Annotated in this window: 25 protein-coding genes and 2 tRNA genes; 19 read left to right on the top strand and 8 right to left on the bottom strand. The window is 66.4% G+C overall.

What is annotated here, in order from left to right; all coding sequences use genetic code 11:
* Positions 1-9: 9 nt before the first annotated feature.
* The 7 genes from ybeY to NOM55_RS16390 all read right to left on the bottom strand — a co-directional run bounded on the left by ybeY (position 10) and on the right by NOM55_RS16390 (position 4,772).
* Complete coding sequence (gene ybeY / locus NOM55_RS16420) at positions 10-519, bottom strand: rRNA maturation RNase YbeY (RefSeq protein WP_255909728.1); 510 nt, start codon at positions 517-519, stop codon at positions 10-12.
* Complete coding sequence (locus tag NOM55_RS16415) at positions 506-1,495, bottom strand: PhoH family protein (protein ID WP_370687884.1); 990 nt, start codon at positions 1,493-1,495, stop codon at positions 506-508. The genes ybeY and NOM55_RS16415 overlap by 14 nt, the downstream gene beginning before the upstream one ends.
* Positions 1,465-1,806 carry a hypothetical protein gene (locus tag NOM55_RS16410; protein WP_047967679.1) on the bottom strand — a complete coding sequence of 114 codons (342 nt, stop codon included), beginning with the start codon at positions 1,804-1,806 and terminating at the stop codon, positions 1,465-1,467. The genes NOM55_RS16415 and NOM55_RS16410 overlap by 31 nt, the downstream gene beginning before the upstream one ends.
* Before the next feature lie 3 nt (positions 1,807-1,809).
* Positions 1,810-3,144 (bottom strand): tRNA (N6-isopentenyl adenosine(37)-C2)-methylthiotransferase MiaB, encoded by a 1,335-nt coding sequence (gene miaB / locus NOM55_RS16405; protein WP_120809387.1) that lies wholly within the window; start codon positions 3,142-3,144, stop codon positions 1,810-1,812.
* Positions 3,145-3,339: 195 nt separating this feature from the next.
* A tRNA-Met gene (locus tag NOM55_RS16400) sits at positions 3,340-3,416 on the bottom strand.
* Positions 3,417-3,451: 35 nt separating this feature from the next.
* Positions 3,452-3,528: transfer RNA gene (locus NOM55_RS16395), tRNA-Met, on the bottom strand.
* An 89-nt stretch (positions 3,529-3,617) separates the two neighbouring features.
* Positions 3,618-4,772, bottom strand: a complete 1,155-nt coding sequence (locus tag NOM55_RS16390; protein ID WP_255909727.1) for a class I SAM-dependent methyltransferase — start codon at positions 4,770-4,772, stop codon at positions 3,618-3,620.
* A 120-nt stretch (positions 4,773-4,892) separates the two neighbouring features.
* Between NOM55_RS16390 and NOM55_RS16385 the strand changes: the two genes are divergently transcribed.
* The 19 genes from NOM55_RS16385 to NOM55_RS16295 all read left to right on the top strand — a co-directional run bounded on the left by NOM55_RS16385 (position 4,893) and on the right by NOM55_RS16295 (position 20,561).
* Positions 4,893-5,642, top strand: a complete 750-nt coding sequence (locus NOM55_RS16385; protein ID WP_255909726.1) for an SDR family oxidoreductase — start codon at positions 4,893-4,895, stop codon at positions 5,640-5,642.
* A complete protein-coding gene (locus NOM55_RS16380; RefSeq protein WP_255909725.1) occupies positions 5,642-6,037 on the top strand; it encodes a dihydroneopterin aldolase in 396 nt (131 codons plus the stop codon). Before NOM55_RS16385 ends, NOM55_RS16380 begins: the two co-directional genes overlap by 1 nt.
* A gap of 85 nt (positions 6,038-6,122) precedes the next feature.
* Entirely contained in the window at positions 6,123-7,133 is a 1,011-nt protein-coding gene (gene ttcA, locus NOM55_RS16375) for a tRNA 2-thiocytidine(32) synthetase TtcA (protein ID WP_255909724.1), read from the top strand.
* Positions 7,123-7,923 carry a polyamine aminopropyltransferase gene (locus NOM55_RS16370; protein ID WP_255909723.1) on the top strand — a complete coding sequence of 267 codons (801 nt, stop codon included), beginning with the start codon at positions 7,123-7,125 and terminating at the stop codon, positions 7,921-7,923. Before ttcA ends, NOM55_RS16370 begins: the two co-directional genes overlap by 11 nt.
* Before the next feature lie 113 nt (positions 7,924-8,036).
* Positions 8,037-9,095 carry a Gfo/Idh/MocA family protein gene (locus NOM55_RS16365; RefSeq protein ID WP_305118957.1) on the top strand — a complete coding sequence of 353 codons (1,059 nt, stop codon included), beginning with the start codon at positions 8,037-8,039 and terminating at the stop codon, positions 9,093-9,095.
* A 1-nt stretch (position 9,096) separates the two neighbouring features.
* Complete coding sequence (locus tag NOM55_RS16360) at positions 9,097-9,666, top strand: acyltransferase (RefSeq protein ID WP_255909722.1); 570 nt, start codon at positions 9,097-9,099, stop codon at positions 9,664-9,666.
* Positions 9,667-9,685: 19 nt separating this feature from the next.
* Complete coding sequence (locus NOM55_RS16355) at positions 9,686-10,783, top strand: DegT/DnrJ/EryC1/StrS aminotransferase family protein (protein WP_255909721.1); 1,098 nt, start codon at positions 9,686-9,688, stop codon at positions 10,781-10,783.
* On the top strand, positions 10,784-11,134 hold the full coding sequence (locus NOM55_RS16350; protein WP_047967669.1) for a DUF3147 family protein: 351 nt from the start codon (positions 10,784-10,786) through the stop codon (positions 11,132-11,134).
* Positions 11,131-12,423: a lipopolysaccharide biosynthesis protein gene (locus NOM55_RS16345; protein WP_255909720.1), complete on the top strand. Its 1,293-nt coding sequence runs from the start codon at positions 11,131-11,133 to the stop codon at positions 12,421-12,423. Before NOM55_RS16350 ends, NOM55_RS16345 begins: the two co-directional genes overlap by 4 nt.
* Complete coding sequence (locus tag NOM55_RS16340) at positions 12,416-12,940, top strand: DapH/DapD/GlmU-related protein (protein ID WP_255909719.1); 525 nt, start codon at positions 12,416-12,418, stop codon at positions 12,938-12,940. The genes NOM55_RS16345 and NOM55_RS16340 overlap by 8 nt, the downstream gene beginning before the upstream one ends.
* On the top strand, positions 12,934-14,160 hold the full coding sequence (locus tag NOM55_RS16335; protein WP_255909717.1) for a DegT/DnrJ/EryC1/StrS family aminotransferase: 1,227 nt from the start codon (positions 12,934-12,936) through the stop codon (positions 14,158-14,160). The genes NOM55_RS16340 and NOM55_RS16335 overlap by 7 nt, the downstream gene beginning before the upstream one ends.
* On the top strand, positions 14,157-15,236 hold the full coding sequence (locus NOM55_RS16330; RefSeq protein ID WP_255909714.1) for a glycosyltransferase family 4 protein: 1,080 nt from the start codon (positions 14,157-14,159) through the stop codon (positions 15,234-15,236). The genes NOM55_RS16335 and NOM55_RS16330 overlap by 4 nt, the downstream gene beginning before the upstream one ends.
* A complete protein-coding gene (locus NOM55_RS16325; protein WP_255909711.1) occupies positions 15,233-16,342 on the top strand; it encodes a glycosyltransferase family 4 protein in 1,110 nt (369 codons plus the stop codon). The genes NOM55_RS16330 and NOM55_RS16325 overlap by 4 nt, the downstream gene beginning before the upstream one ends.
* Positions 16,339-16,776, top strand: a complete 438-nt coding sequence (locus NOM55_RS16320) for a hypothetical protein (RefSeq protein WP_047967663.1) — start codon at positions 16,339-16,341, stop codon at positions 16,774-16,776. The genes NOM55_RS16325 and NOM55_RS16320 overlap by 4 nt, the downstream gene beginning before the upstream one ends.
* A 27-nt stretch (positions 16,777-16,803) precedes the next feature.
* Entirely contained in the window at positions 16,804-17,490 is a 687-nt protein-coding gene (locus tag NOM55_RS16315; protein ID WP_255909708.1) for a DUF1345 domain-containing protein, read from the top strand.
* A gap of 18 nt (positions 17,491-17,508) precedes the next feature.
* Positions 17,509-17,688 carry a hypothetical protein gene (locus NOM55_RS16310; protein ID WP_255909706.1) on the top strand — a complete coding sequence of 60 codons (180 nt, stop codon included), beginning with the start codon at positions 17,509-17,511 and terminating at the stop codon, positions 17,686-17,688.
* Positions 17,685-18,089: a hypothetical protein gene (locus NOM55_RS16305; protein ID WP_255909703.1), complete on the top strand. Its 405-nt coding sequence runs from the start codon at positions 17,685-17,687 to the stop codon at positions 18,087-18,089. The genes NOM55_RS16310 and NOM55_RS16305 overlap by 4 nt, the downstream gene beginning before the upstream one ends.
* Before the next feature lie 98 nt (positions 18,090-18,187).
* Positions 18,188-19,426, top strand: a complete 1,239-nt coding sequence (locus NOM55_RS16300; protein ID WP_255909700.1) for a glycosyltransferase family 4 protein — start codon at positions 18,188-18,190, stop codon at positions 19,424-19,426.
* 97 nt (positions 19,427-19,523) lie between these two features.
* Positions 19,524-20,561, top strand: a complete 1,038-nt coding sequence (locus NOM55_RS16295; protein ID WP_255909697.1) for an acyltransferase — start codon at positions 19,524-19,526, stop codon at positions 20,559-20,561.
* 340 nt (positions 20,562-20,901) lie between these two features.
* Here NOM55_RS16295 and NOM55_RS16290 read toward each other — a convergent pair.
* A partial coding sequence (locus NOM55_RS16290; protein WP_255909695.1) for a hypothetical protein occupies positions 20,902-21,109 on the bottom strand: 208 nt, incomplete at its 5' end.

Below are 21,109 nucleotides of genomic sequence, written 5' to 3'. Positions count from 1 at the left end.
GGTGTCGGGTCAGGGTTTCTCTGCGGCGTAAGGATCGGCATAGCCTAACTTGCCGAGGATGACGGTTTCAAGCGCTTCCATCGCCTCGGCCTCGTCGTCCTGCTCGTGGTCCAGGCCCTGCAGGTGCAGCATGCCGTGCACGGTGAGGTGGGCGTAGTGCGCGTCCAGGCTCTTGCCCTGCTCGGCGGCCTCGCGTGCCACCACCGGGGCGCAGAACACCAGATCGCCGAACAGCGGCATGCCGGCGACGGTGTCGCCCTCGTTCAGCGCGAAGCTCAGCACGTTGGTGGCGTAGTCCTTGCCACGGTAGTCGCGGTTCAGCGCGCGGCCTTCGGCCTCGTCGACCACTAGCAGCGAAATCTGGGCCTTGTGCACGTTGCGCTGCAGCGCAGCCTGGCACCAGCGGCGCCACTGTTTGCCTTCTGGCAGCGCCTGTTCGGCTTCCAGCCGGTCTTCGAGGGTCAGGTCCAGCCGTGCGGCCAACCTTTGCAGCACTTGATTGCGTTTAGCGGTTTTCATCTTCTTGGATCTGGTAACGGTCGTAGGCGTCGACGATCTTCTGCACCAGCGGGTGGCGCACCACGTCGTCGCTCTGGAAATGGTGGAAATGGATGCCGCGCACCTGGCTCAGGATGCGCTCGACCTCGACCAGGCCGCTTTTCTGGTGGCGGGCGAGGTCGATCTGGGTCACGTCGCCGGTGATCACCGCGCGCGAGCCGAAGCCGATGCGGGTGAGGAACATCTTCATCTGTTCCGGCGTGGTGTTCTGCGCCTCGTCGAGGATGATGAAGGCGTTGTTCAGCGTGCGGCCGCGCATATAGGCCAGCGGCGCGATCTCGATCAGGTTCTTCTCGAACAGCTTGGCGACCTTGTCGAAACCCATCAGGTCGTACAGTGCGTCGTACAGCGGGCGCAGGTAGGGGTCGACCTTCTGCGCCAGATCGCCGGGCAGGAAGCCCAGCTTCTCGCCGGCTTCCACCGCCGGGCGCACCAGCACGATGCGTTTCACCGCATCGCGCTCCATCGCGTCCACCGCGCAGGCGACGGCGAGATAGGTCTTGCCGGTGCCGGCCGGGCCGATGCCGAAGGTGATGTCGTGGCTGAAGATGGCCTGGATGTAGCGGCTCTGGCGCGGGGTGCGGCCTTTCAGGTCGCGGCGGCGGGTGTGCAGGGTCGGGGTGTCGTCCAGCCCGTCCTGCGGATTATCCTGCCGTGCCTCGACCAGCCCCAGCTGGATGTCCTGCACCGACAGCTCGCGTTTTTCCGCCAGCGCATAGAAACGCTGCAGCAGGCCCAGCGCGCGGGCGGCCTGCTCGCCGCGCAGGCTGAACTGCTCGCCGCGGCGCTGGATGCTGACATCCAGTCCGGTTTCGATCTGTTTCAGGTTCTCGTCCAGTGCGCCGCACAGGCGGGACAGGCGTTCGTTGTCGACAGGGGTAAAGCTGTGGCTGCTGTGGGCTTCGGTCATGGACTGGTGGTCGTCAGGGGCGGACATTGCCGTTGCTGGTATCGCTGCTGCAATTGCAGCAGCCTGTGTTCAAGCCCGGCGATGCGCTGCGGATCCGGTTGCGCGGTGCCCAGCGGCACGCCGAAACCGATACCGGCGCTGCCGTGGCTGCCGATGGCGCCGCCCAGCCCGATATTGAGCTGCACCGGGCTGCGTGGCGCCTGTCGTTCATCCTGCAGCTGCTGCCGCGTTTGCGCAAGCGCCTGCGTCAGCGCCGCGCAGTCCATGGTCGCCGGATCTGCCGGCGGCAGGCTGGCACAGGCGGCCAGCAGGGGCAAGATTACAAGCAGCAGGCGCATGGTTCAGTCACTTTCACGCAGCAGCAGTTCGCCGCCCAGCGAGTGCGGGTTGGCTTCGGTAATCACCACGTCGACCAGCTGGTTGATCAGTCGTGGCTGGCCGACAAAATTGACCACGCGATTGTTGGCGGTACGCCCGGCCAGCATCGACGGGTCCTTCTTCGAGATGTTCTGCACCAGCACGCGCTGCACGCTGCCGAGCATGCCCTGATTGATGCGGAAGCCTTCGGCCTCGATCACCTCGTTGAGCGCTTCCAGGCGGCGCACCTTCTCGCTGTGCGGGGTGTCGTCGGCAAGGTTGGCCGCCGGTGTGCCGGGGCGCGGGCTGTAGATGAACACATAGCTGAAATCGAAGGCCATGTCTTTCACCAGCTTCAGCGTCGCCTCGAAATCGGCCTCGGTCTCGCCGGGGAAGCCGACGATGAAGTCCGACGACAGGCACAGCTCGGGGCGGATGGCGCGCAGCTTGCGGATGATGGACTTGTATTCCAGCGCGGTGTAGCCGCGTTTCATTGCCATCAGTGTGCGGTCGGAGCCGCTCTGTACCGGCAGGTGGATGTGCGAGACCAGTTTCGGTAGGCGTGCGTAGCAGTCGATGATGCGCTGGCTGAATTCGCGCGGATGGCTGGTGGTAAAGCGCATGCGCTCGATGCCGGGAATCTCGTGCACGTACTCCAGCAGCAGCGCGAAATCGGCGATCTCGCCGTCGGCCATCAGGCCGCGGTAGGCGTTGACATTCTGTCCCAGCAGGGTGATTTCCTTCACCCCCTGCGCCGCCAGGCCGGCGATCTCGGTCAGCACGTCGTCGAACGGGCGCGATACCTCCTCGCCGCGGGTGTACGGCACCACGCAGAACGAGCAGTACTTGGAACAGCCTTCCATCACCGACACCATCGCCGCGGCGCCGTCGACCTTGGCCGCCGGCAGGTGGTCGAACTTCTCGATTTCGGGGAAGGAGATGTCGACCTGGGCATTGCCGCTTTGTTGCCGGCTCTTGATCAGCTCCGGCAGGCGGTGCAGCGTCTGCGGCCCGAACACCACGTCGACGTAGGGTGCGCGCTTGACGATGGTGTCGCCTTCCTGCGACGCGACACAGCCGCCGACGCCGATGATCAGGTTGGGATTGGCCTCTTTCAGCGGCCGGATGCGGCCGAGATCGGAGAACACCTTTTCCTGCGCCTTTTCGCGCACGCTGCAGGTGTTGAACAGGATCACGTCGGCGTCTTCCGGGTTTTCCGTCTTGATCATGCCTTCGCTGCTGCCGAGCACGTCGACCATCTTGTCGGAGTCGTACTCGTTCATCTGGCAACCGAACGTCTTGATGTAAACCTTTTTCATGCTGGGCACACTGTAAATGAGAAATGCCAGCAGGGGCCGCCAAAGCAAGCGGCCACGGGCTTGCGAACGGTTTTTGCTGGCAAATGAATAGCTTGCGCCGATTTTAACACGGCTGGCAGGGCTTGGGGATGTCGCAGGCCGGACGGGCGCCGGCGCGGAAACGGAAAAAGCCAGCATTTCTGCTGGCTTTTAAACTGGTGGCGAATCAGGGACTCGAACCCCGGACCTGCGGATTATGATTCCGTCGCTCTAACCGACTGAGCTAATTCGCCGTGAGGCTGTGTTTGCACACAGTCTCGCTAAACTGTGGTGGCGAATCAGGGACTCGAACCCCGGACCTGCGGATTATGATTCCGTCGCTCTAACCGACTGAGCTAATTCGCCACATCTCGATGCCTAGGCATCAAGGCCGCTGACTATACGCAGCAGATTTCCGGGTGTCAACTATTTTTCGTGGAGTGGCCTGGCGCCGCTTACAGGGTGTAGCAGCGGTCGCCGCTATTAAAGCCGACCCAGTCGATGGCCACCTGTTTGCCAAAGCCGATCACCTTGAAGGTTTCCCCCATTTCCTGCGGTGACAGCAGGCGCTGCGCCGCCTTGGCCACCGGCAGGTAGTCCTTGACGTTGGCCGCATCCAGGAACGACAGCTGCTCGGTGATGCCGGCGTTGATCAGGAACTGCGCCTGGCTGAGGTAGCCGATCAGGTCGAGGCCGGCATCGAGGCCGCTTTGCGCCACGGCGCTGAAATCCACATGCGTGGTCAGGTCCATCAGCCCGGGCAGGTAGAACGGATCCTGGAGGGTGTGGTGGCGGTAGTGGCCGAGCAGGGTGCCCATGCTGCGTTCCGGGTGGTAGTACTCGCCGGCGTTGTGACCGTAGTCGATCATCAGGATGGCGCCGCGTTGCAGCACGCCGGCCAGGGTGTGGATGAAGGCGCGGTTGGCGAGGCTGATTTCGGTGACGTAGCCGGGGATGTCCGGCACCAGCTCGGCGGCCAGCGCGGCCAGCGTGGCGTCGCCGAAGTCGCGGTCGTCGAAGCAGAAGGCGCCGTCGCGGATGGTGACGCCGCGCTGCTGCAGGCGGCCGTCCTGCTGGCGGACGACCAGCTCGCACGGCATCGCGTCCAGCACCTCGTTGCCGAGCATGATGCCGTCGAAGGTTTCCGGCAGTGCCGCCAGCCACTGCACGCGCGGCAGCAGCGCCGGGGCGAGGCGGGCAATGGTGTCGCGCTGGCGTTCGATCAGGTCGGGCGACAGGTCGACGATGAAGTACTGCGCCGGCGCGCAGCCGAGCGCGTCCAGCGCCAGCAGCAGGTCGGCGGCGAGGCGGCCGGTGCCGGCGCCGAACTCCATGATGTTGCCGGCGGTCTGCGGCAGCAGCTCGGCCAGCTGGCGCGCCAGCGTCTGCGCGAACAGCGGCGTCAGTTCCGGCGCGGTGACGAAGTCGCCATCGGCGCCGAACTTGCGGCTGCCGGCGGCGTAGTAACCGAGGCCGGGCGCGTACAGCGCCTGCTGCATGAAGTGGGCGAAGGAAATCCAGCCGTCGGCCGCGGCGATGTCGGCGGCGATGCGGTGGCTGAGCGCGTGGCTGGTGGCGAGGGCGTCGGCAGAAGGTTCTGGCAGGCTCATGGCGGCTAAGATTTGTCAGTGAAATTGCCGGCGAGTATATATCATGCAGCTTTTGCGCCGTGCCGCGCGTGTGTTGCCGGCAGGGGCGCGAACGGCGGGAAACGGATGGCGGGAGGATAGATGAAAGTCGTGTTGATTACCGGTGGCGCCAAGCGGCTGGGGCAGGCGATGGCGGAACAGTTTGCCGCAGAGGGCTGGCAGGTGTGCGTGCACTATCACCACTCGGCTAGCGATGCGGCCAACCTTGCCGCACGCCTGCCGCAGGCACGCAGCTACGGACTGGACCTGTTGGCGGCGGACGCCGACTTCGCCGGCCTGATCGCGCAGGTGGTGGCCGATTGCGGCCGGCTGGACTGCGTGGTCAACAGCGCCGCGCTGTTCGAGGAGGACGGTTTCTTCGAGCTGTCGCCGGCGGCGTTCGACCGCCAGCTGGCGGTGAACTTCCGCGCGCCGCTGATGCTGGCGGCGGCGTTCGGGCAGTGGCTGCGGCAGCAGGACGCGCGCGGCAGCGTGGTCAACATCCTCGACCAGAAGCTGTTCAACCTCAATCCGGATTATTTTTCCTACACCCTGTCCAAGCTGGCGCTGAAGGAAAGCATCCGCCTGCAGGCGATGGCGGCGGCGCCCTACCTGCGCGTCAACGGCGTGGCGCCGGGGCTGACCCTGCTCAGCGGCGAGCAGACGGCGGACAACTTCGCCCGCGCGCACCGCATGACGGCGCTGGGCGAGGGCACCCGCCCGCAATCGGTGGCGGAGGCGGTGCACTTTCTGGCCGAGGCGGCGCAGATCACCGGCCAGGTGCTGACCGTGGACGACGGCCAGCACCTGCTGCCGCTGGCGCGCGACGTGATGTTTGCGGTGGAGGCGTGATGCTGGCCGAGATCTTTCTGCGCGACTTCGTGTTCGACTGCTTCATCGGCATCCATGACTTCGAGCGCGGCGTGCGCCAGCGCATGCAGCTCAACATCGTGCTGCAGGTGGCGCGCATGGTGCCGCCGCGCGACGACATCGCGCTGGTGCTGGACTACGACTACCTGCGGCTGCAGACGCTGGCGCTGGTGAAAGACCGCGTGTTCGAGACCCAGGAATACCTGCTCGGCAAGGTGGTCGACATCGCCTTCGGCCATCCTGAGGTGACCGGTGTGCTGGTGGAAACCTGCAAGCCGGACGTGTACCCGGACAGCGCCGGTGTCGGCTGCCGCCTGCGCCTCAGTCGCGACGAGTATCAGGCGCTGCGGCAACAGGGGGCATGGCTGGCCGACTGAGCGCGTGAACAAGGGCGGATTGTGTGGCAACGGACAGGCGTTTGACGTTAAAATCGCCTGTTTTTCAATTTCTTAGCCGTCCTCCATGTCTGACACGCTGCAACTTGCCGACGACAAGGCCAAAAAGGCCCAGTTCGAAGGCAACAAACTCACCAAACGCCTGCGCCACCACGTTGGCGACGCCATCAACGACTTCAACATGATCGAAGAGGGCGACCGCGTGATGGTCTGCCTGTCTGGCGGCAAGGACAGCTACGCGCTGCTGGACATCCTGCTGGGCTTGCAGAAGTCGGCACCGATCAGCTTCAGCATCGTGGCGGTCAACCTCGACCAGAAACAGCCGGGCTTCCCCGAACACGTGCTGCCGCAGTATCTGGAGTCCATCGGTGTCGAGTACCGCATCATCGAGGAAGACACCTACAGCATCGTCAAGCGCCTGATTCCGGAAGGCAAGACCACCTGCAGCCTGTGCTCGCGCCTGCGTCGCGGCATCCTGTACCGCGTCGCCGACGAGCTGGGTGCCACCAAGATCGCGCTCGGTCACCATCGCGACGACATCCTGCACACGCTGTTCCTCAACATGTTCTACGGCGGCAAGCTGAAGGCGATGCCACCGAAGCTGGTGTCCGACGACGGCCGCCACATGGTGATCCGCCCGCTGGCCTACTGCCGCGAGAAGGATCTGGAACGCTACGCGCAGCTGCGCGAATTCCCGATCATCCCGTGCAACCTGTGTGGCTCGCAGCCCAACCTGCAGCGCCAGGTGGTGAAGGAGATGGTCAACGACTGGGACAAGCGTTTCCCCGGCCGCGTCGAGAGCATGTTCCGTGCGCTGCAGAATGTGGTGCCGTCGCATCTGGCCGACAGCAAGCTGTTCGACTTTGCCGGCCTCAAGACCGGCGACAGCCCGTTCGAGGGCGGCGATACCGCCTTCGACAAGGAAGAATTCCGCGATCCGGTCGCGCTGGCGAGCGCAGACGATGGCGACACCGCAACGTTGGCCGCAACGCCCGTCGCACCCGTCCGCCGCACCATCAGCATCCTCGATTCGCGTCCCAAGGCCGACAGCCAGACGGGAGACAGCCGTGGCGGGTAAAGCGCAACACCCGTTCCGCCGCCGCGTGCGCAACAGCCAGGACGCGCTGCCGGACGTGGACATCTCCGAGAGTGACAACATCCGCTCGCTGCACCTCGGCTCGGCCACCATCCAGAGCTCGATGGATCTCGACGATCCGGCCGACCTGGTGCTGACCTACACCCGCGCGATGATGGCCTTCCTGCTGTGGAACGACGACCCGCGCCACATCGTGCAGATCGGTCTCGGCGGCGGCTCGCTGGCGCGCTTCATTGACGAGTACCTGCCGGACGCGATCAGCGTGGCGGTGGAGATCAATCCGCAAGTGGTCGCCGTGGCGCGGGTGTTCTTCCAGCTGCCGCCGGAGGGCGACTTCTTCGAGATCGTCGAGGCCGACGGCGCCGACTACATCAAGATGTTCCGCGAATCCACCGACGTGATCATGGTCGACGGTTTTGACGGCCAGCAGATCGTCGCCGACCTGACCACCGAAGAATTCTTCGAGGACTGCAAGCGCGCGCTGACCGCCAACGGCATCTTCGTCACCAACTGGTGGAGCGGCGACAAGCGCTACCACAGCTTCCTCGAACGCCTGCTGGCCGCCTTCGGCGGCTGTGTGATCGAGCTGCCGGCCGCCACCCACGGCAATATGGCGGTGATGGCGTTCAAGCAGCCACCAAGCCTGACCGGATGGGACGCGCTGGCGAAAAAGGCCGACGAACTGGAAGGCCGTTTCGGCCTGGAATTCGGCGAATTCGTGAAGCGGCTGAAAGAGGCCAACCTGCACAGCAACAACCGTCTGCTGATCTGAGCGGCTGCGCGCCACGGATCCGGCCGCCACGTGCGGCCCTTGTCTATTTTGGGCCCGCCGCCTGCGCGGCGGGCAAAGCCTGCGGCAGCACGCCGCAGCGGGAAAGGACTGAAATGATTGCTTACGACAGCATTACCGACCGCAAGATCCGCTTCGCGCTGATCGGCTGCGGCCGCATCGCCAACAACCACTTCGGCGCGCTGGAACAGCACGCCGACCGCGCCGAGCTGACCGACGTTTGCGACACCGACCCAGCGGCGCTGGCTGCGGCGGTGGCGCGCACCGGCGCCCGTGGCCACGCAACGTTGGCCGCACTGCTCAAGGCCAGCGACGCCGACGTGATCATCCTGACCACCCCGTCCGGCCTGCACCCGCAGCAGGCGATGGACTGCTTCGCCGCCGGCTTCCACGTGATGACTGAGAAGCCGATGGCCACGCGCTGGCAGGATGGCGTGGCGATGGTGAAGGCCGCCGACCAGGCCGGCAAGCGCCTGTTCGTGGTCAAGCAGAATCGCCGCAACGCCACCTTGCAGCTGCTCAAGCGCGCGGTGAAGGAAAAGCGTTTCGGCCGCATCTACATGGTCAACGTCAACGTGTTCTGGACCCGGCCGCAGGAGTACTACGACCAGGCCGACTGGCGCGGCACCTGGGAGTACGACGGCGGCGCGTTCATGAACCAGGCCAGCCACTACGTCGACCTGCTGGACTGGATCATCGGCCCGGTGGAGAGCATGCAGGCCTACACCGCCACCATGGAACGCGACATCGAGGTGGAAGACAGCGGCGTGGTCAGTCTGAAGTGGCGCTCCGGTGCGCTGGGCAGCATGAACGTGACCATGCTCACCTACCCGAAAAACCTGGAAGGTTCGATCACCATCCTCGGCGAGAAGGGCACCGTGCGCATCGGCGGCATGGCCGTCAACGAGATCCAGCACTGGGAATTCGCCGCGCCGCACGCGATGGACGACGACATCAAGGCCGCCAGCTACGCCACCACCAGCGTGTACGGCTTCGGCCACCCGCTGTACTACGACAACGTGATCCAGGTGATGCGCGGCGAGGCGGAACCGGAAACCGACGGCCGCGAAGGGCTGAAGTCGCTGGAACTGCTGGTCGGCATCTACCTGTCGGCGCGCGACGGCCGTCGCGTCAGCCTGCCGCTGGAGTACTGACATGGCCGCCTACACCGTTCATTCCACCGCCATCGTCGACGACGGCGCGGTGATCGGCGACGACACCCGCGTCTGGCACTGGGTGCACATCTGCAGCCAGGCGCGCATCGGCGCGCGCTGCTCCTTCGGCCAGAACGTGTTCGTCGGCAACGACGTGATCATCGGCGACAACGTCAAGGTGCAGAACAACGTGTCGATCTACGACGCGGTGACGCTGGAGGACGACGTGTTCTGCGGCCCGTCCATGGTGTTCACCAACGTGAACAACCCGCGCAGCCACGTCAGCCGCAAGAACGAATACCGCCGCACCGTGGTGAAGCGCGGCGCCACCATCGGCGCCAACGCCACCGTGGTCTGCGGCCACACCGTCGGCGAGTACGCCTTCATCGGCGCCGGCGCGGTGGTGACCCGCGACGTGCAGCCGTACGCGCTGATGGTCGGCACCCCGGCCAAGCGCATCGGCTGGATGTGCCAGTGCGGCGAGCGGCTGGCGGACAGCATCGGCGAGCACGACTGCGCCGCCTGCGGCCAACGTTACGATATCGGCGGCAACCACTGCACGCCGCTTTGACCCTGTTGAGAGTGACACCATGTCCATCCAGTTCATCGATCTGAAAGCGCAGTACCAGCACCTGAAAACCGACATCGACGCCCGCATCCACGCGGTGCTCGACCACGGCCAGTACATCATGGGGCCGGAAGTGAAGCAGCTGGAAGACCAGCTCGCCGCCTACACCGGCGCCCGCCACGCCATCGGCGTCTGCGACGGCACCAAGGCGCTGCTGATCGCGCTGATGGCGCTGGGCGTCAAGGCCGGCGACGAGGTGATCACCACCCCGTTCACCTTCATCGCCACCGGCGAGATGATCGCGCTGCTGGGGGCCAAGCCGGTGTTTGTCGACATCGACCCGCTCACCTACAACCTGGACCCGGCCAAGCTGGAAGCGGCGATCACCCCGCGCACCAAGGCAATCATGCCGGTGAGCCTGTACGGCCAGTGTGCCGATTTCAGCGCCATCAACGCGATCGCCGAGAAGCACGGCCTGCCGGTGATCGAGGACGGTGCGCAGAGCTTCGGCGCCAGCCAGCACGGCAAGCGCTCCGGCAACCTGTGCACCATCGGCACCACCAGCTTCTTCCCGTCCAAGCCGCTGGGTTGCTACGGCGACGGCGGCGCGGTGTTCACCAACGACGACGAACTGGCCAAGAAAATGCGCGAGATCCGCGTGCACGGCCAGGACCGCCGCTACCACCACCCGGTGATCGGCCTCAACGGCCGGCTGGATACCATCCAGGCCGCGGTGCTGCTGGCGAAATTGCCGAGCTTCCAGGACGAAGTGGTGGCCCGCGCCCGCATCGGCGCGCGTTACAGCGAATTGCTGAAGGATGTCGCGCGCGTACCGGTGATCGCCGCCGGCAACAGCCACGTCTACGCGCAGTACACCATCGAGGTGGACCACCGCGAAGCGGTGCAGAAGGCGCTGCAGGAACTGGGCGTGCCGACCGCGGTGCACTACCCGATTCCGCTGCACCTGCAGCCGGCGTTCGCCGATCTGGGGCAGGGCGAGGGCAGCTTCCCGCTGGCCGAGGCCGCCGGACAGCGCGTGATGAGCCTGCCGATGCACCCGTTCCTCGACGAGGCGACGCAGGATGCCATCGTCGCCGCGGTGAAGAAGGCGCTGGCCTAAGTGGCGTATCTGGCGTTCAAGTACCTGGTTTCCGCCGCCATGGTGGTGCTGGTGTCGGAGCTGGCCAAGCGCAGCGACAAGCTGGGCGCGCTGCTGGCGTCCTTGCCGCTGGTGACGGTGCTGACGCTGATCTGGCTGCATCTGGAGCGGCAGCCGGAAGCCAAGGTGGCTAACCACGCCTGGTATACCTTCTGGTACGTGCTGCCGACGCTGCCGATGTTCCTGGTCTTTCCCTGGCTGCAGGCGCGGCTGGGCTTCTGGCTGGCGCTGGGCGCCAGCGTGCTGCTGACCATGCTGCTGTTTGCCGCCTTCGCCTGGCTGTTGCGGCTGGCCGGTATCCAGCTGTTATGAGCTTGAGCGTGCTGCGTCAAAGGTTGGCCGCAGGCGGCTTCATGCGCCATGTGGCGACGCTGGCCAGCGGTGCGGCGCTGGCGCAGGCCTTGCCGCTGCTGTTTGCGCCGCTGTTGACGCGGCTGTACACGCCGGCCGATTTCGGTGTGCTGGCGGTGTTCGTCGCCTGGCTGTCCAATCTGGCGGTGATCGCCACCGCGCGTTACGACATGGCGGTGGTGCTGCCCAAGTCCGAGCCGGAAGCGGCGCGGCTGATGCTGCTGGCGCTGGCGATCAACACCGGTCTGCTGTTGCTGACCCTGCCGCTGTTCTGGCCGTGGCACGCCGCCATCGCCGGCCTGCTCGGTGCGCCGCAGCTGGCGCCGTGGCTGCCGTTGCTGCCGCTGGGCGTGTGGCTGGCAGGCGCGGTGGCGGCGTGGACGGCGTGGAACAACCGCCAGCGACGCTATGCGGCCAACGCGCAAGGGCGGGTGGTGCAGTCGCTGGGTGTGTCGCTGCTGCAGGTGGCGGCCGGCTGGTCCGGCCTTGCTGCCGGCGGGCTGATCCTGTCGCAGCTGGCCGGGCAGGCCATCGCCCTGCTGACGCTGGCGCGAGCTGATGTCGCGGCGCGCCTGCCGTGGCTGCGCGGCCACGATCGTGCCGCGTTGCTGGCCGAAGCGCGGCGTTACCGCGAATTCCCGCTGGTGAACACGCCGCATGCCTTCGTGGTGGCGTTCCAGGATTCGCTGATGCTGGCGCTGCTGTCGGCGCTGTCCGGTGCCGCCATCGTCGGCCAGTACGCGCTGGTGCTGCGGGTGCTGAAACTGCCGGCGGCGCTGGTGGGGCAGGCGGTGGCGCAGGTGGTGTTCCGCGATCTGGCCGAGGCGGCGGCGTCCGGCCGCGCGCTGTCCGGCCTGCTCAAACGCGCGGTGCTGGTGCTGGCGGCACTGTCGATCGTGCCGTTCGGCGTGCTGGCGCTGTGGGGCGGGCCGCTGTTCGCGCTGGTGTTCGGCACGCCGTGGCTGGCCGCCGGCGAGATTGCGGCCAACCTGGCGCCGTACTTCGCCGCCGCCTTCATCGTCGGCCCGGCCTTCATGGTGCCGATGGTGATCGGCCGTCAGCGCGCGTCCTTCCTGTTTGTGCTGTGCGGTGTCATCGTCAATCTGGCGGTGTTTGCCGCGGTGTATGTCGCCGGGCGCGACGCCATGCTGGCGTTCCGCGTGATGGCGGTGGTGATGACGCTCTATTTTGCGGCGTATCTGGCGTGGGTATTCCGCCTGCTGCGGCTGCGGGAAAGGTCCGATGTTTAAGCGCGTGCTGTTGTTGCTGTGGCGCCAGTGGCTGGTGTGGCGCGGTGCCCATCTGGCCGCTTCGGCGCGGGTCAATCCCTCGGTCAGCGCGGTGCCGGCGGCCTTGCAGCTGGGCGAGCACGCGCGGCTGTACTGGGGCGGCGAGGTGCTGACCCACGGCGCCGGCCGCCTGGTGCTCGGCGCGCACAGCCATATCGCACCGCATTTCTACTGCCTGATCGGCGACAACCGGCTGCAGATCGGCGAGCGCGTCGCCATCGGCCCGCGCTGCATGCTGTTCTGTCACAGCAACGCGATCCCCGCCGACGTGACGGCGACGGCGTTCGTCGATTGCCACAGCGATGCCGACATCCGCATCGGCAACAACGTGTTCATCGGCGCCGGCGTCATCGTGTTGCCCGGCGCCGTGATCGGCGACAACGTGGTGGTCGCCGCCGGCAGCGTGGTCAAGGGCGAGCTGGAACCGGGCGGGCTGTACGCCGGCCAGCCGGCGAGAAAGGTGAAGGCGCTATGCTGACCGCCAATTCGCTGAGCATCTGGCAATACCTGTCCGCCTTCCCGGCCATGCTCGCCGGCCGCCGTCATCACCGCGCCGCGCTGCGCATCGAGCTGGCGCAGCTGTTCGAGGTCGAGGTTGGCCGCATCGTGCTGTTCGACAGTGGCCGCGCCGCCTTTGCCGCGCTTTTGCAGTTGCATGGCGTAGAACCGGGCGACGAGGTCATCGTGCCGGCGTTCACCTGCGTGGTGGTACCCAACCAGGTGCCGCCGACCGGCGCCACGCTGCGTTTCGTCGATGTCGGTCGCGACAGTCTCAATTTCGACTGGCTGGCGCTGGACGCCGCCATCACGCCGCGTACCCGCGTGGTGGTGGTGCCGCACAACTTCGGCATCGCCTGCGAGGTGCCGACCTGGCTGCGCGAGAAACAGCGCCACGTGCGCTTTGTCGACGACGCCGCGCACGGCTTTGCCTCGCGCTGTGACGGGCAGTGGCTGGGCACCTACCACGACGGTGCCTTTTTCAGCTTTGAGTACTCGAAAAATCTCACCGGCGGCATCGGCGGCATGGCGCTGCTGCCTGCCGGTAGCGAGCTGCCGCCTGCCGCGCTGCCGGAGCTACCGTGCGGCGACGAGTGGCGGCTGGCGGCGACACTGAAGGCGCACCTGCTGAGCGCACGCTGGCCGCTGCTGGGGCGCTGCACCATGGCCGCGGTACGGCGGCTGGGCATGATTTACCGCTCAGGTGACGGCGAAGTGGCGCGCGGCGAGCCGCACCCGCCGCGCGCGATGCCGCTGCTGTCGGCGGTGCTGCTGCGTCGCCAGCTGCCGACGCTGGCGGCCAGCATTGCGCACAAGCAGCAACTGGCCGTCCGCTACCAGCGTGCGCTGGCCGCGCTGCCGGCGGTACAGCAGTGGCCGGCGCCGGTCGGCACCCACTGGGTGCGCTACCCGTTCGCGCTGCCGTTCGCGGTGACGGACAAGGCGGCGCTGGCGCGGCAGCTGTCCGCCGCCAGCGGCCTGAACATCGGGGTATGGTTCGACGACGTGATTCACCCCGCCGGCGCCTTTCGTCACGGCTATGTCGCCGGCAGCGCGCCGCACGGCGAGCGCTTGGCCGCCAGCGTGCTCAACCTGCCGATGAACATCGCGCTGCCGGCCGACGCGCAGCTGGAACGCAAGCTGGCGCGGCTGAGCCGGGCGCTGGCCGAGCTGCTGCGCCAGCACAAGGACCCCGCATGAAACTGCTGCTGATCGGCTCCGCCTCGGTGCACACCTTCCGCTACCTCGCCGGCATCGCGCCGCACGTGGACGAAATCCACCTCGTCACCAGCGGCGAGCTGCCGGCGCGCTACCATGCGGCCAACCTTGGCCGCGTGCTGACCGTCGATTTCAGCCTCAGGGCGCTGGCCACCGCCGGCAAGATCGCCGGCCTGATCGACGCGGTGCAGCCCGACATCGTGCACGTGCACCAGGCCAACAGTGTGGCCTGGCACGCGCGCCGCGCGCTGGCCGGGCGCAAGCTGCCGTGGCTGCTGACCTGCTGGGGCTCGGACGTGCTGCTGCTGCCGCAGCAGAACCGTTTCATGAAACATCTGGTTGCGGCCAACCTTGGCGCCGCCAGCGCGGTGACCAGCGACTCGCTCAACATGGCGGCGGTGTGCCGCCAGCTGGCGCCGATTGCCCGCATGGACGTGCTCAATTTCGGCATGGACGCGTTGCCGCCGGCACCGGACATCGCCGCCAAGCCGCTGCAGGTACTGTCCTGCCGCCTGCACAAACCGCTATACCGTATCGACAGCATCGTGCGCGCCTGGGCGGAGGTGGAAGCCGACGCCCGCTTTGCCGGCTGGTCGCTGACCGTGGCCGCCAGCGGTGAGGAGACGGAAAACCTCAAGACCCTGGCCGCCAGGCTCGGCCTTGGCCGCGTGCACTTCACCGGCTTTGTCGCGCCGGAAGTGCTGGCCGGGCTGTACCGCGACGCGCGTGTGTTTGTCAGCGTGCCGAAGAGCGACGCCACCAGCATCAGCCTGCTGGAAGCGATGGGCCACGGTTGCCTGCCGCTGCTGTCCAACCTGCCGGCCAACCTGGAGTGGGTGCTGGACGGCATCAACGGCGCCATCGTCGAGGACGTGGCGCGGCTGGGCAGCGCGCTGAAAACGCAGCTGCTGCGCGCGGCCGACGACGCGCAGCTGGCGGAAGCGGTGGCGCTGAACCGCCGGCTGGTGGCGGAAAAAGGCCTGCACCAAGCCAATATGCAGCGTTTTGCCGACATCTACCGTGATTTGCTGGCGTTGCCAGAAGGAAACCGCCAATGAAAATTGCCCATCTCAGCAGCGCCCACCCGCGCCACGACATCCGCATCTTCGTGAAGGAGTGCGCCACGCTGGCCGCCGCCGGGCACGAGGTGCACCTGATCGTCGCCGACGGGCTGGGCGACGAGATCAACCGCGACGTGCGCCTGCACGACGTCGGCGCCAAATCCGGCGGCCGCCTGTCGCGCATGACCGGCACGGTGAAGCGGGTGTACGACAAGGCGCTGGCGCTGATGCCAGACGTCGCGCACTTTCACGATCCGGAGCTGATCCCCGCCGCGCTGCGCCTGCAGCAGGCCGGTATCCGCATCGTCTACGACGTGCACGAGGACGTGCCGCGCCAGGTGCTGGCCAAGCACTGGATTCCGGGCATGGCGCGGCCGTGGGTGTCGCGCGGGGTGGAAACGCTGGAGGACTACGCCGCGCGCCGTTTCGACGCCATCGTCGCCGCCACGCCGGTGATCCGCGAGCGCTTTGCGCGCGCCGGCGCGCGCCGTAGCATCGACGTCTGCAATTACCCGATCCTGGCCGAGCTGGTGCGCGATACGCCGTGGAGCAGCCGCCGCAACGAGGCCTGCTACCTGGGCGGCATCAGCCGTACCCGCGGCATCGAGCCCATCATCGCCGCGCTGCCGGATTCCGATACCCGGCTGAACCTGGCCGGTATCTGGAGCGAGCCGGACCTGAAGGCCGCGCTGCAGCGCGAGGCTGGCTGGAGCCGCGTCAACGATCTGGGCGTGCTGGATCGTGCCGGCGTGGCCGAGGTGCTGGCCGCCAGCAAGATCGGGCTGGTGACGCTGCTGCCGACGCCGAGCTACGTCGAGTCGCTGCCGATCAAGCTGTTCGAATACATGGCCGCCGGCATGCCGGTGATCGCCAGCGATTTCCCGCTGTGGCGCGGCATCGTCGAGGACGCCGGCTGCGGGCTGCTGGTCAATCCGCAGGACCCGCGCGCCATCGCCGACGCCATCGCCACGCTGCTGGCCGACGACGCGCGCGCGCAGGCCATGGGCGAGGCCGGCAAGCGCGCGGTGCTGGCCAAGTACAGCTGGGCCGCCGAGGCCGACAAACTGCTGGCGCTGTACCGCCAGCTGGAGGAGACAACATGAACTGGCAAACCGCCCCGCAAACCCTGCTGCTGGTGTCGCTGCCGCTGGGCCTGCTGTTTACCCTGCTGCACTGGGGGCTGTACGACATGCCGCTGACGCTGGGCAATGTCGCCACCCACCTGGTGGTGGCGATGGTGTACGCGATCTGGCAGCTGCGCAGCAACGCCTGGTTCGCGAAGCTGCGCGACAACGACTACGCGCGCTGGCGCCGCGTCGCCGCCGGCGGCCAGCTGCGTTTCTTGTTCGCCTATGGCCTCGCCAGCAAGGGCATGGCGCTGGCCTGCCTGATGGTGGGCATGAACTGGGCCTATAGCGGCGCGATCCCGACCTCGGAACGGCTGATGAGCGACGGCATGATCTGGTCGATACTGGGGGTGTGGTTTGCCCGCAACGACTGGAAACGCATGCAGCGCGGCGCCGGGCTGGAACCGTGAACCGTCGTGCCTGAGCGGGAGCCTGCGATGAACCGACCCCATACCAGCCTGCCGCTGCGCCTGTTGCGTGCCCATCCGCGCCTGCTGGTTGCCATCCTGTTTGGCGTGCTGCTGGCGCGGCTGGCGCCGTGGTTCAGCCCGGTGCCTCCGCTGACCGCCTTTTTGGTCGGCTGGAACGGCGGCGCCTGCCTCTACCTGTTGCTGGCCGCGCACATGATGCGGCAGAGCGACGACGACAAGATCCACCGCCACGCACAGGTGCAGGACGAGGGCCGCCACGTGCTGCTGCTGCTGGTGGTGCTGTCGGCGCTGGTGTGCCTGCTGGCGATCGTGGTCGAGCTGTCGCTGGCGCGGCCGCTGGGCGGCGTGCAGCGCCTCGGCCATATCGCGCTGAGCGGGCTGACCATCGTCACCTCGTGGCTGTTCACGCAGACCATGTTCGCGCTGCACTACGCGCACAGCTATTTTCTGGCGCGGCACCGTCGCCAGCCGCCGGGGCTGGATTTTCCCGGCCAGGAAACCCCGAATTACAGCGATTTTTTCTACTTTTCCGTGGTGATCGGCACCTCGGCGCAGACCGCGGATGTCGCGCTCAGCTCGCGCGCGATGCGCCGCATCGGCACCCTGCACTGCATGCTGTCATTTGCCTTCAACACCACGGTGCTGGCGCTGATGATCAACATCGCCGCCGGGCTGATGTCGCTGACCCCTTAACCGAACAGACCCGATAACGTGCGCATTCTCTACATCAATCACTACGCCGGCAGCCCGCGGCACGGCATGGAATTCCGCTCCTACTACCTGGCCCGCGAATGGTGGCCGGCAGTGTACGCAAGGCTGATGAGTGCGGCGAGCAGCGGTGAAGCGGGTCGGTTTGTGCTGGCTACCGCAGGAGGAGTGCAGGGCAAATGAAGATTGATGCCAGATATGCCGAACGGGAGATTGATATCTCCGCAACAGCAGCCGTATTTGCTGTGCTGGAGGAGCGGTTGAGGGCCTTTGCGGAGTCCGAGCAGCTTGCCATGCTTATCGAGGCGGATTGCCAGTCCTCTCCGGAACCGTATCCCTACCGTGCCCGACGATTGTTGCTGCGCAAGCGGGCTCAGCTATTGCATGTGCATTGCGAAGACGAGCAACTGATCTTTGAAGGTTGCCCGGCCGCGTTCATCGCCATGGCGAACCATATGCCAAGCGCGGAAGGCGAAGATTCGCCTGGCGCGGGCTACCACATCCACTTTGATAATGTGGGGGCTCCGGAAACCATAGCGGAGGACTGTCCTTGCATGGTTTTTTGTGTACTTGAGGACATCTAGGTCGCCATGCCTACTCAGCCCACTGTAATGCGAGCCCGGCGGCTGCTTCTTGCCACGGCATCCATGTCTTGGTCCGCTACATCATTACCAGCAAATTTATGAAAATCCTTTACATCAATCACTACGCCGGCAGCCCGCGGCACGGCATGGAATTCCGCCCCTACTACCTGGCCCGCGAATGGGTGAAGGCCGGCCACGAAGTCCACATCGTGGCGGCGGACTACTCGCACCTGCGCCAGCACAACCCGACGCTTGCGGCCAACTACGCCGACGAGGACATCGACGGCATCCGCTACACCTGGTGCAAGACGCCCAAGTACGAAGGCAACGGCCTGAAGCGGGTGCTCAACATCTTCCGCTTCCTCGGGCGGGTGATGGGCCTGTCCGGGCGCTACCTCAAAGCGTGGCGACCGGACGTGGTGATCGCGTCGTCCACCTACCCGCTGGATACGGTGCCGGCGGCGTTCATCGCCGGCAAGACCGGCGCCAGGCTGGTGTACGAGGTGCACGACCTGTGGCCGCTGACACCGGTGGAAGTGGGCGGCATGAGCCCGAAGCACCCGTTCATCCGCCTGCTGCAGTGGGCGGAAGACTTCGGCTACCGCAAGGCCGACACCGTGGTGTCGATGCTGCCCTGCGCCCGCGACTACATGCTTGAGCACGGCATGGCGCCGGAAAAATACGTGGTGATTCCCAACGGCGTCGATGTCGCCGAGTGGCAGGGCGCCAGCGAGCCGCTGCCGGCCGAACACCGCCAGCAGCTGGCGCAGCTGAAGGCCGACAAGCGCTTCATCGTCGGCTATGCCGGCGGCCACGGCCTGGCCAACGCGCTGGACTTCCTGCTGCAGGCGGCCAGCCAGCTGCCGCAGGATAGCGGCGTGCACCTCGTGCTGGTCGGCGACGGCCCGGACAAGGCCGCACTGGTCAGCCAGGCGCAGCAGCTGGGGCTGAGTAACGTCAGCTTCCTGCCGTCCATCCCCAAGCGCGCGGTGCCGGCGTTTCTGGCCGAGTGCGATGCGCTGTACATCGGCTGGCGCAAGCTGCCGATCTACCGCTTCGGCATCAACCCCAACAAGTTGTTCGACTACCTGATGGCGGCCAAGCCGGTGCTGCATTCGGTGGAGGCCGGCAACGACATGGTGCTGGATGCCGGCGCCGGCATCAGCGTGACGGCGGAAGACGCGGCGGCAATCGCCGACGGCCTGCAGCGCATGGCGGCGCTGACGCCGAACCAGCGCGGCCGCATGGGCGCCGCCGGCAAGGCTTACGTGCTGGCGAAACACGACTACGCGGTGCTGGCCAGACGCTTTTTGCAGGCCATGAGGTGGCCCGGATAAGTCTCGTAGCCCGGATAAGCCGCAGGCGCATCCGGGGATGGGCACCCAAGAATAAACCGGCGCACCTTGCGGCCAACCTTTTGTTAACGAGCACAGCATGAGTCAACAACACATCCGCTTCGATTTTGCCGACGGCCTGCGCGGGCTGGCCATGCTGGCCGTGGTGCTGTTCCACTACACGCAGATCTTCTGGCAGCGCCGCGACCGCATCGGCGAGGTGATGCACCTGCCGCCGCTGGACGGCTACCACGGCGCTTCCTTCGTGCTGCCGTTCAACCTTGGCGCGGTGGGGGTGGGGCTGTTCCTGCTGATCTCCGGGCTGCTGATCCCGCTGTCGCTCACCCGCATGGGCGCGGCGCGCTTCGCGGTGTCGCGCGTGTTCCGCATCTACCCCACCTACTGGGCCGGGCTGCTGTTGACCGTGCTGGCGCTGTGGCTGGCGTCCTGGCTGCCGGGCGGCGACTTCGACGTCAGCCGCGCCGACGTGCTGGGCCACGGCAGCATCGCGTTCCAGGACTGGCTGGGCGGCCGCAACATCGACCCGGTGATGTGGACGCTGAAGGTGGAGCTGTGGTTCTACGCGATGCTGGGTGCGGCGTTCGCGCTGACCGGCCGGCGCATCAAGTGGGCGATCTGGCTGCTGCTGCCGCTGATCGGCTGGCTGTGCCGCTTCGCCGCACCCAACAACTTCCAGACCATCGTCTGCTACTTCCCACTGATGTTTGCCGGCTGCTGGCTGTACTTCTACCAGACCGGGCAGGCCGGCAAATGGGAAACCGTGCTGCACTTCCTCGCCATGCTGGGCCTGTTCGTGTGGGTGACCAACTGGCACAGCGCCGAGTTGTACGCCAGCTACGGCATCGGCGTGGCGCTGTTCGTCGCCGGCGCCTGCTGGCCACGGCTGGTGGCGGCGCCGCTGCTGACGCGGGTGGCCGGCGTCAGCTACGCCTGGTACGTGTGCCACTCGGTAGCCGGTTACGCCATCCTGTTCGCGCTGGCACAATACGGCACCCCGTGGTGGCTGATGGTGCTGCTGGCGCTGGCGGCGACCTGGTACATGGCGCTGGCGATCAACCGCCTTGTCGAGTTGCCGACGCAGAAGATCGGCAAGCGGCTGGCGGACAAGTTGAAGTGATGCGGCCAGGGTTTCAGGTTTTAAGGTAGGTCGGCTTAGCGCAGCGTAACCCGGCAAGGTTGGCCGCAGTGGGGGTTTTGTTTGATGTGCCGCTGCGCGGCGTTGTTTGAAGTGCCGCTTTCCGCGCGGCGGCGGCTCACTTTCTTTTGCTTCGCCAAAAGAAAGTAAGCAAAGAAAAGGCGACCCGACGCCGCGCGAAACCCCGGCCAAGCCCGCCCGCGCCAAGGCGCCGCCGAACTCGCTGCGCTCGGACATGCGGCGGCGTTTACCCTTGGCGCGAACGGTTTGTCCGGCGCGCGGCTGACGGGACGGGCGCGTCGCAGACGTTGCGGCCAAGGTTTCAGGTTTTAAGGTAGGTCGGGCTAGCGCAGCGTAACCCGACAAGGTTGGCCGCATCGGGGGATGGTGTGGTTTGATGTGCCGCTGCGCGGCGTTGTTTGAACTGCCGCTTTCCGCGCGGTGGCGGCTTACTTTCTTTTGCTTCGCCAAAAGAAAGTAAGCAAAGAAAAGGCGACCCGACGCCGCGCGAAACCCCGGCCAAGCCCGGC

This window comes from Vogesella sp. AC12 (assembly GCF_024437575.1).
In the GTDB taxonomy this organism is placed as follows: domain Bacteria; phylum Pseudomonadota; class Gammaproteobacteria; order Burkholderiales; family Chromobacteriaceae; genus Vogesella; species Vogesella indigofera.
This window is presented reverse-complemented; position numbering and strand designations above follow the sequence as displayed.

Excerpts from the sequence above, each read along its gene's own strand:
- ybeY (WP_255909728.1), bottom strand. The coding sequence starts at position 519 with ATGAAAACCGCTAAACGCAATCAAGTGCTGCAAAGGTTGGCCGCACGG.
- NOM55_RS16415 (WP_370687884.1), bottom strand. The coding sequence starts at position 1,495 with ATGTCCGCCCCTGACGACCACCAGTCCATGACCGAAGCCCACAGCAGC.
- NOM55_RS16410 (WP_047967679.1), bottom strand. The coding sequence starts at position 1,806 with ATGCGCCTGCTGCTTGTAATCTTGCCCCTGCTGGCCGCCTGTGCCAGC.
- miaB (WP_120809387.1), bottom strand. The coding sequence starts at position 3,144 with ATGAAAAAGGTTTACATCAAGACGTTCGGTTGCCAGATGAACGAGTAC.
- NOM55_RS16390 (WP_255909727.1), bottom strand. The coding sequence starts at position 4,772 with ATGAGCCTGCCAGAACCTTCTGCCGACGCCCTCGCCACCAGCCACGCG.
- NOM55_RS16385 (WP_255909726.1), top strand. The coding sequence starts at position 4,893 with ATGAAAGTCGTGTTGATTACCGGTGGCGCCAAGCGGCTGGGGCAGGCG.
- NOM55_RS16380 (WP_255909725.1), top strand. The coding sequence starts at position 5,642 with ATGCTGGCCGAGATCTTTCTGCGCGACTTCGTGTTCGACTGCTTCATC.
- ttcA (WP_255909724.1), top strand. The coding sequence starts at position 6,123 with ATGTCTGACACGCTGCAACTTGCCGACGACAAGGCCAAAAAGGCCCAG.
- NOM55_RS16365 (WP_305118957.1), top strand. The coding sequence starts at position 8,037 with ATGATTGCTTACGACAGCATTACCGACCGCAAGATCCGCTTCGCGCTG.
- NOM55_RS16360 (WP_255909722.1), top strand. The coding sequence starts at position 9,097 with ATGGCCGCCTACACCGTTCATTCCACCGCCATCGTCGACGACGGCGCG.
- NOM55_RS16355 (WP_255909721.1), top strand. The coding sequence starts at position 9,686 with ATGTCCATCCAGTTCATCGATCTGAAAGCGCAGTACCAGCACCTGAAA.
- NOM55_RS16345 (WP_255909720.1), top strand. The coding sequence starts at position 11,131 with ATGAGCTTGAGCGTGCTGCGTCAAAGGTTGGCCGCAGGCGGCTTCATG.
- NOM55_RS16340 (WP_255909719.1), top strand. The coding sequence starts at position 12,416 with ATGTTTAAGCGCGTGCTGTTGTTGCTGTGGCGCCAGTGGCTGGTGTGG.
- NOM55_RS16335 (WP_255909717.1), top strand. The coding sequence starts at position 12,934 with ATGCTGACCGCCAATTCGCTGAGCATCTGGCAATACCTGTCCGCCTTC.
- NOM55_RS16330 (WP_255909714.1), top strand. The coding sequence starts at position 14,157 with ATGAAACTGCTGCTGATCGGCTCCGCCTCGGTGCACACCTTCCGCTAC.
- NOM55_RS16325 (WP_255909711.1), top strand. The coding sequence starts at position 15,233 with ATGAAAATTGCCCATCTCAGCAGCGCCCACCCGCGCCACGACATCCGC.
- NOM55_RS16320 (WP_047967663.1), top strand. The coding sequence starts at position 16,339 with ATGAACTGGCAAACCGCCCCGCAAACCCTGCTGCTGGTGTCGCTGCCG.
- NOM55_RS16315 (WP_255909708.1), top strand. The coding sequence starts at position 16,804 with ATGAACCGACCCCATACCAGCCTGCCGCTGCGCCTGTTGCGTGCCCAT.
- NOM55_RS16305 (WP_255909703.1), top strand. The coding sequence starts at position 17,685 with ATGAAGATTGATGCCAGATATGCCGAACGGGAGATTGATATCTCCGCA.
- NOM55_RS16300 (WP_255909700.1), top strand. The coding sequence starts at position 18,188 with ATGAAAATCCTTTACATCAATCACTACGCCGGCAGCCCGCGGCACGGC.
- NOM55_RS16295 (WP_255909697.1), top strand. The coding sequence starts at position 19,524 with ATGAGTCAACAACACATCCGCTTCGATTTTGCCGACGGCCTGCGCGGG.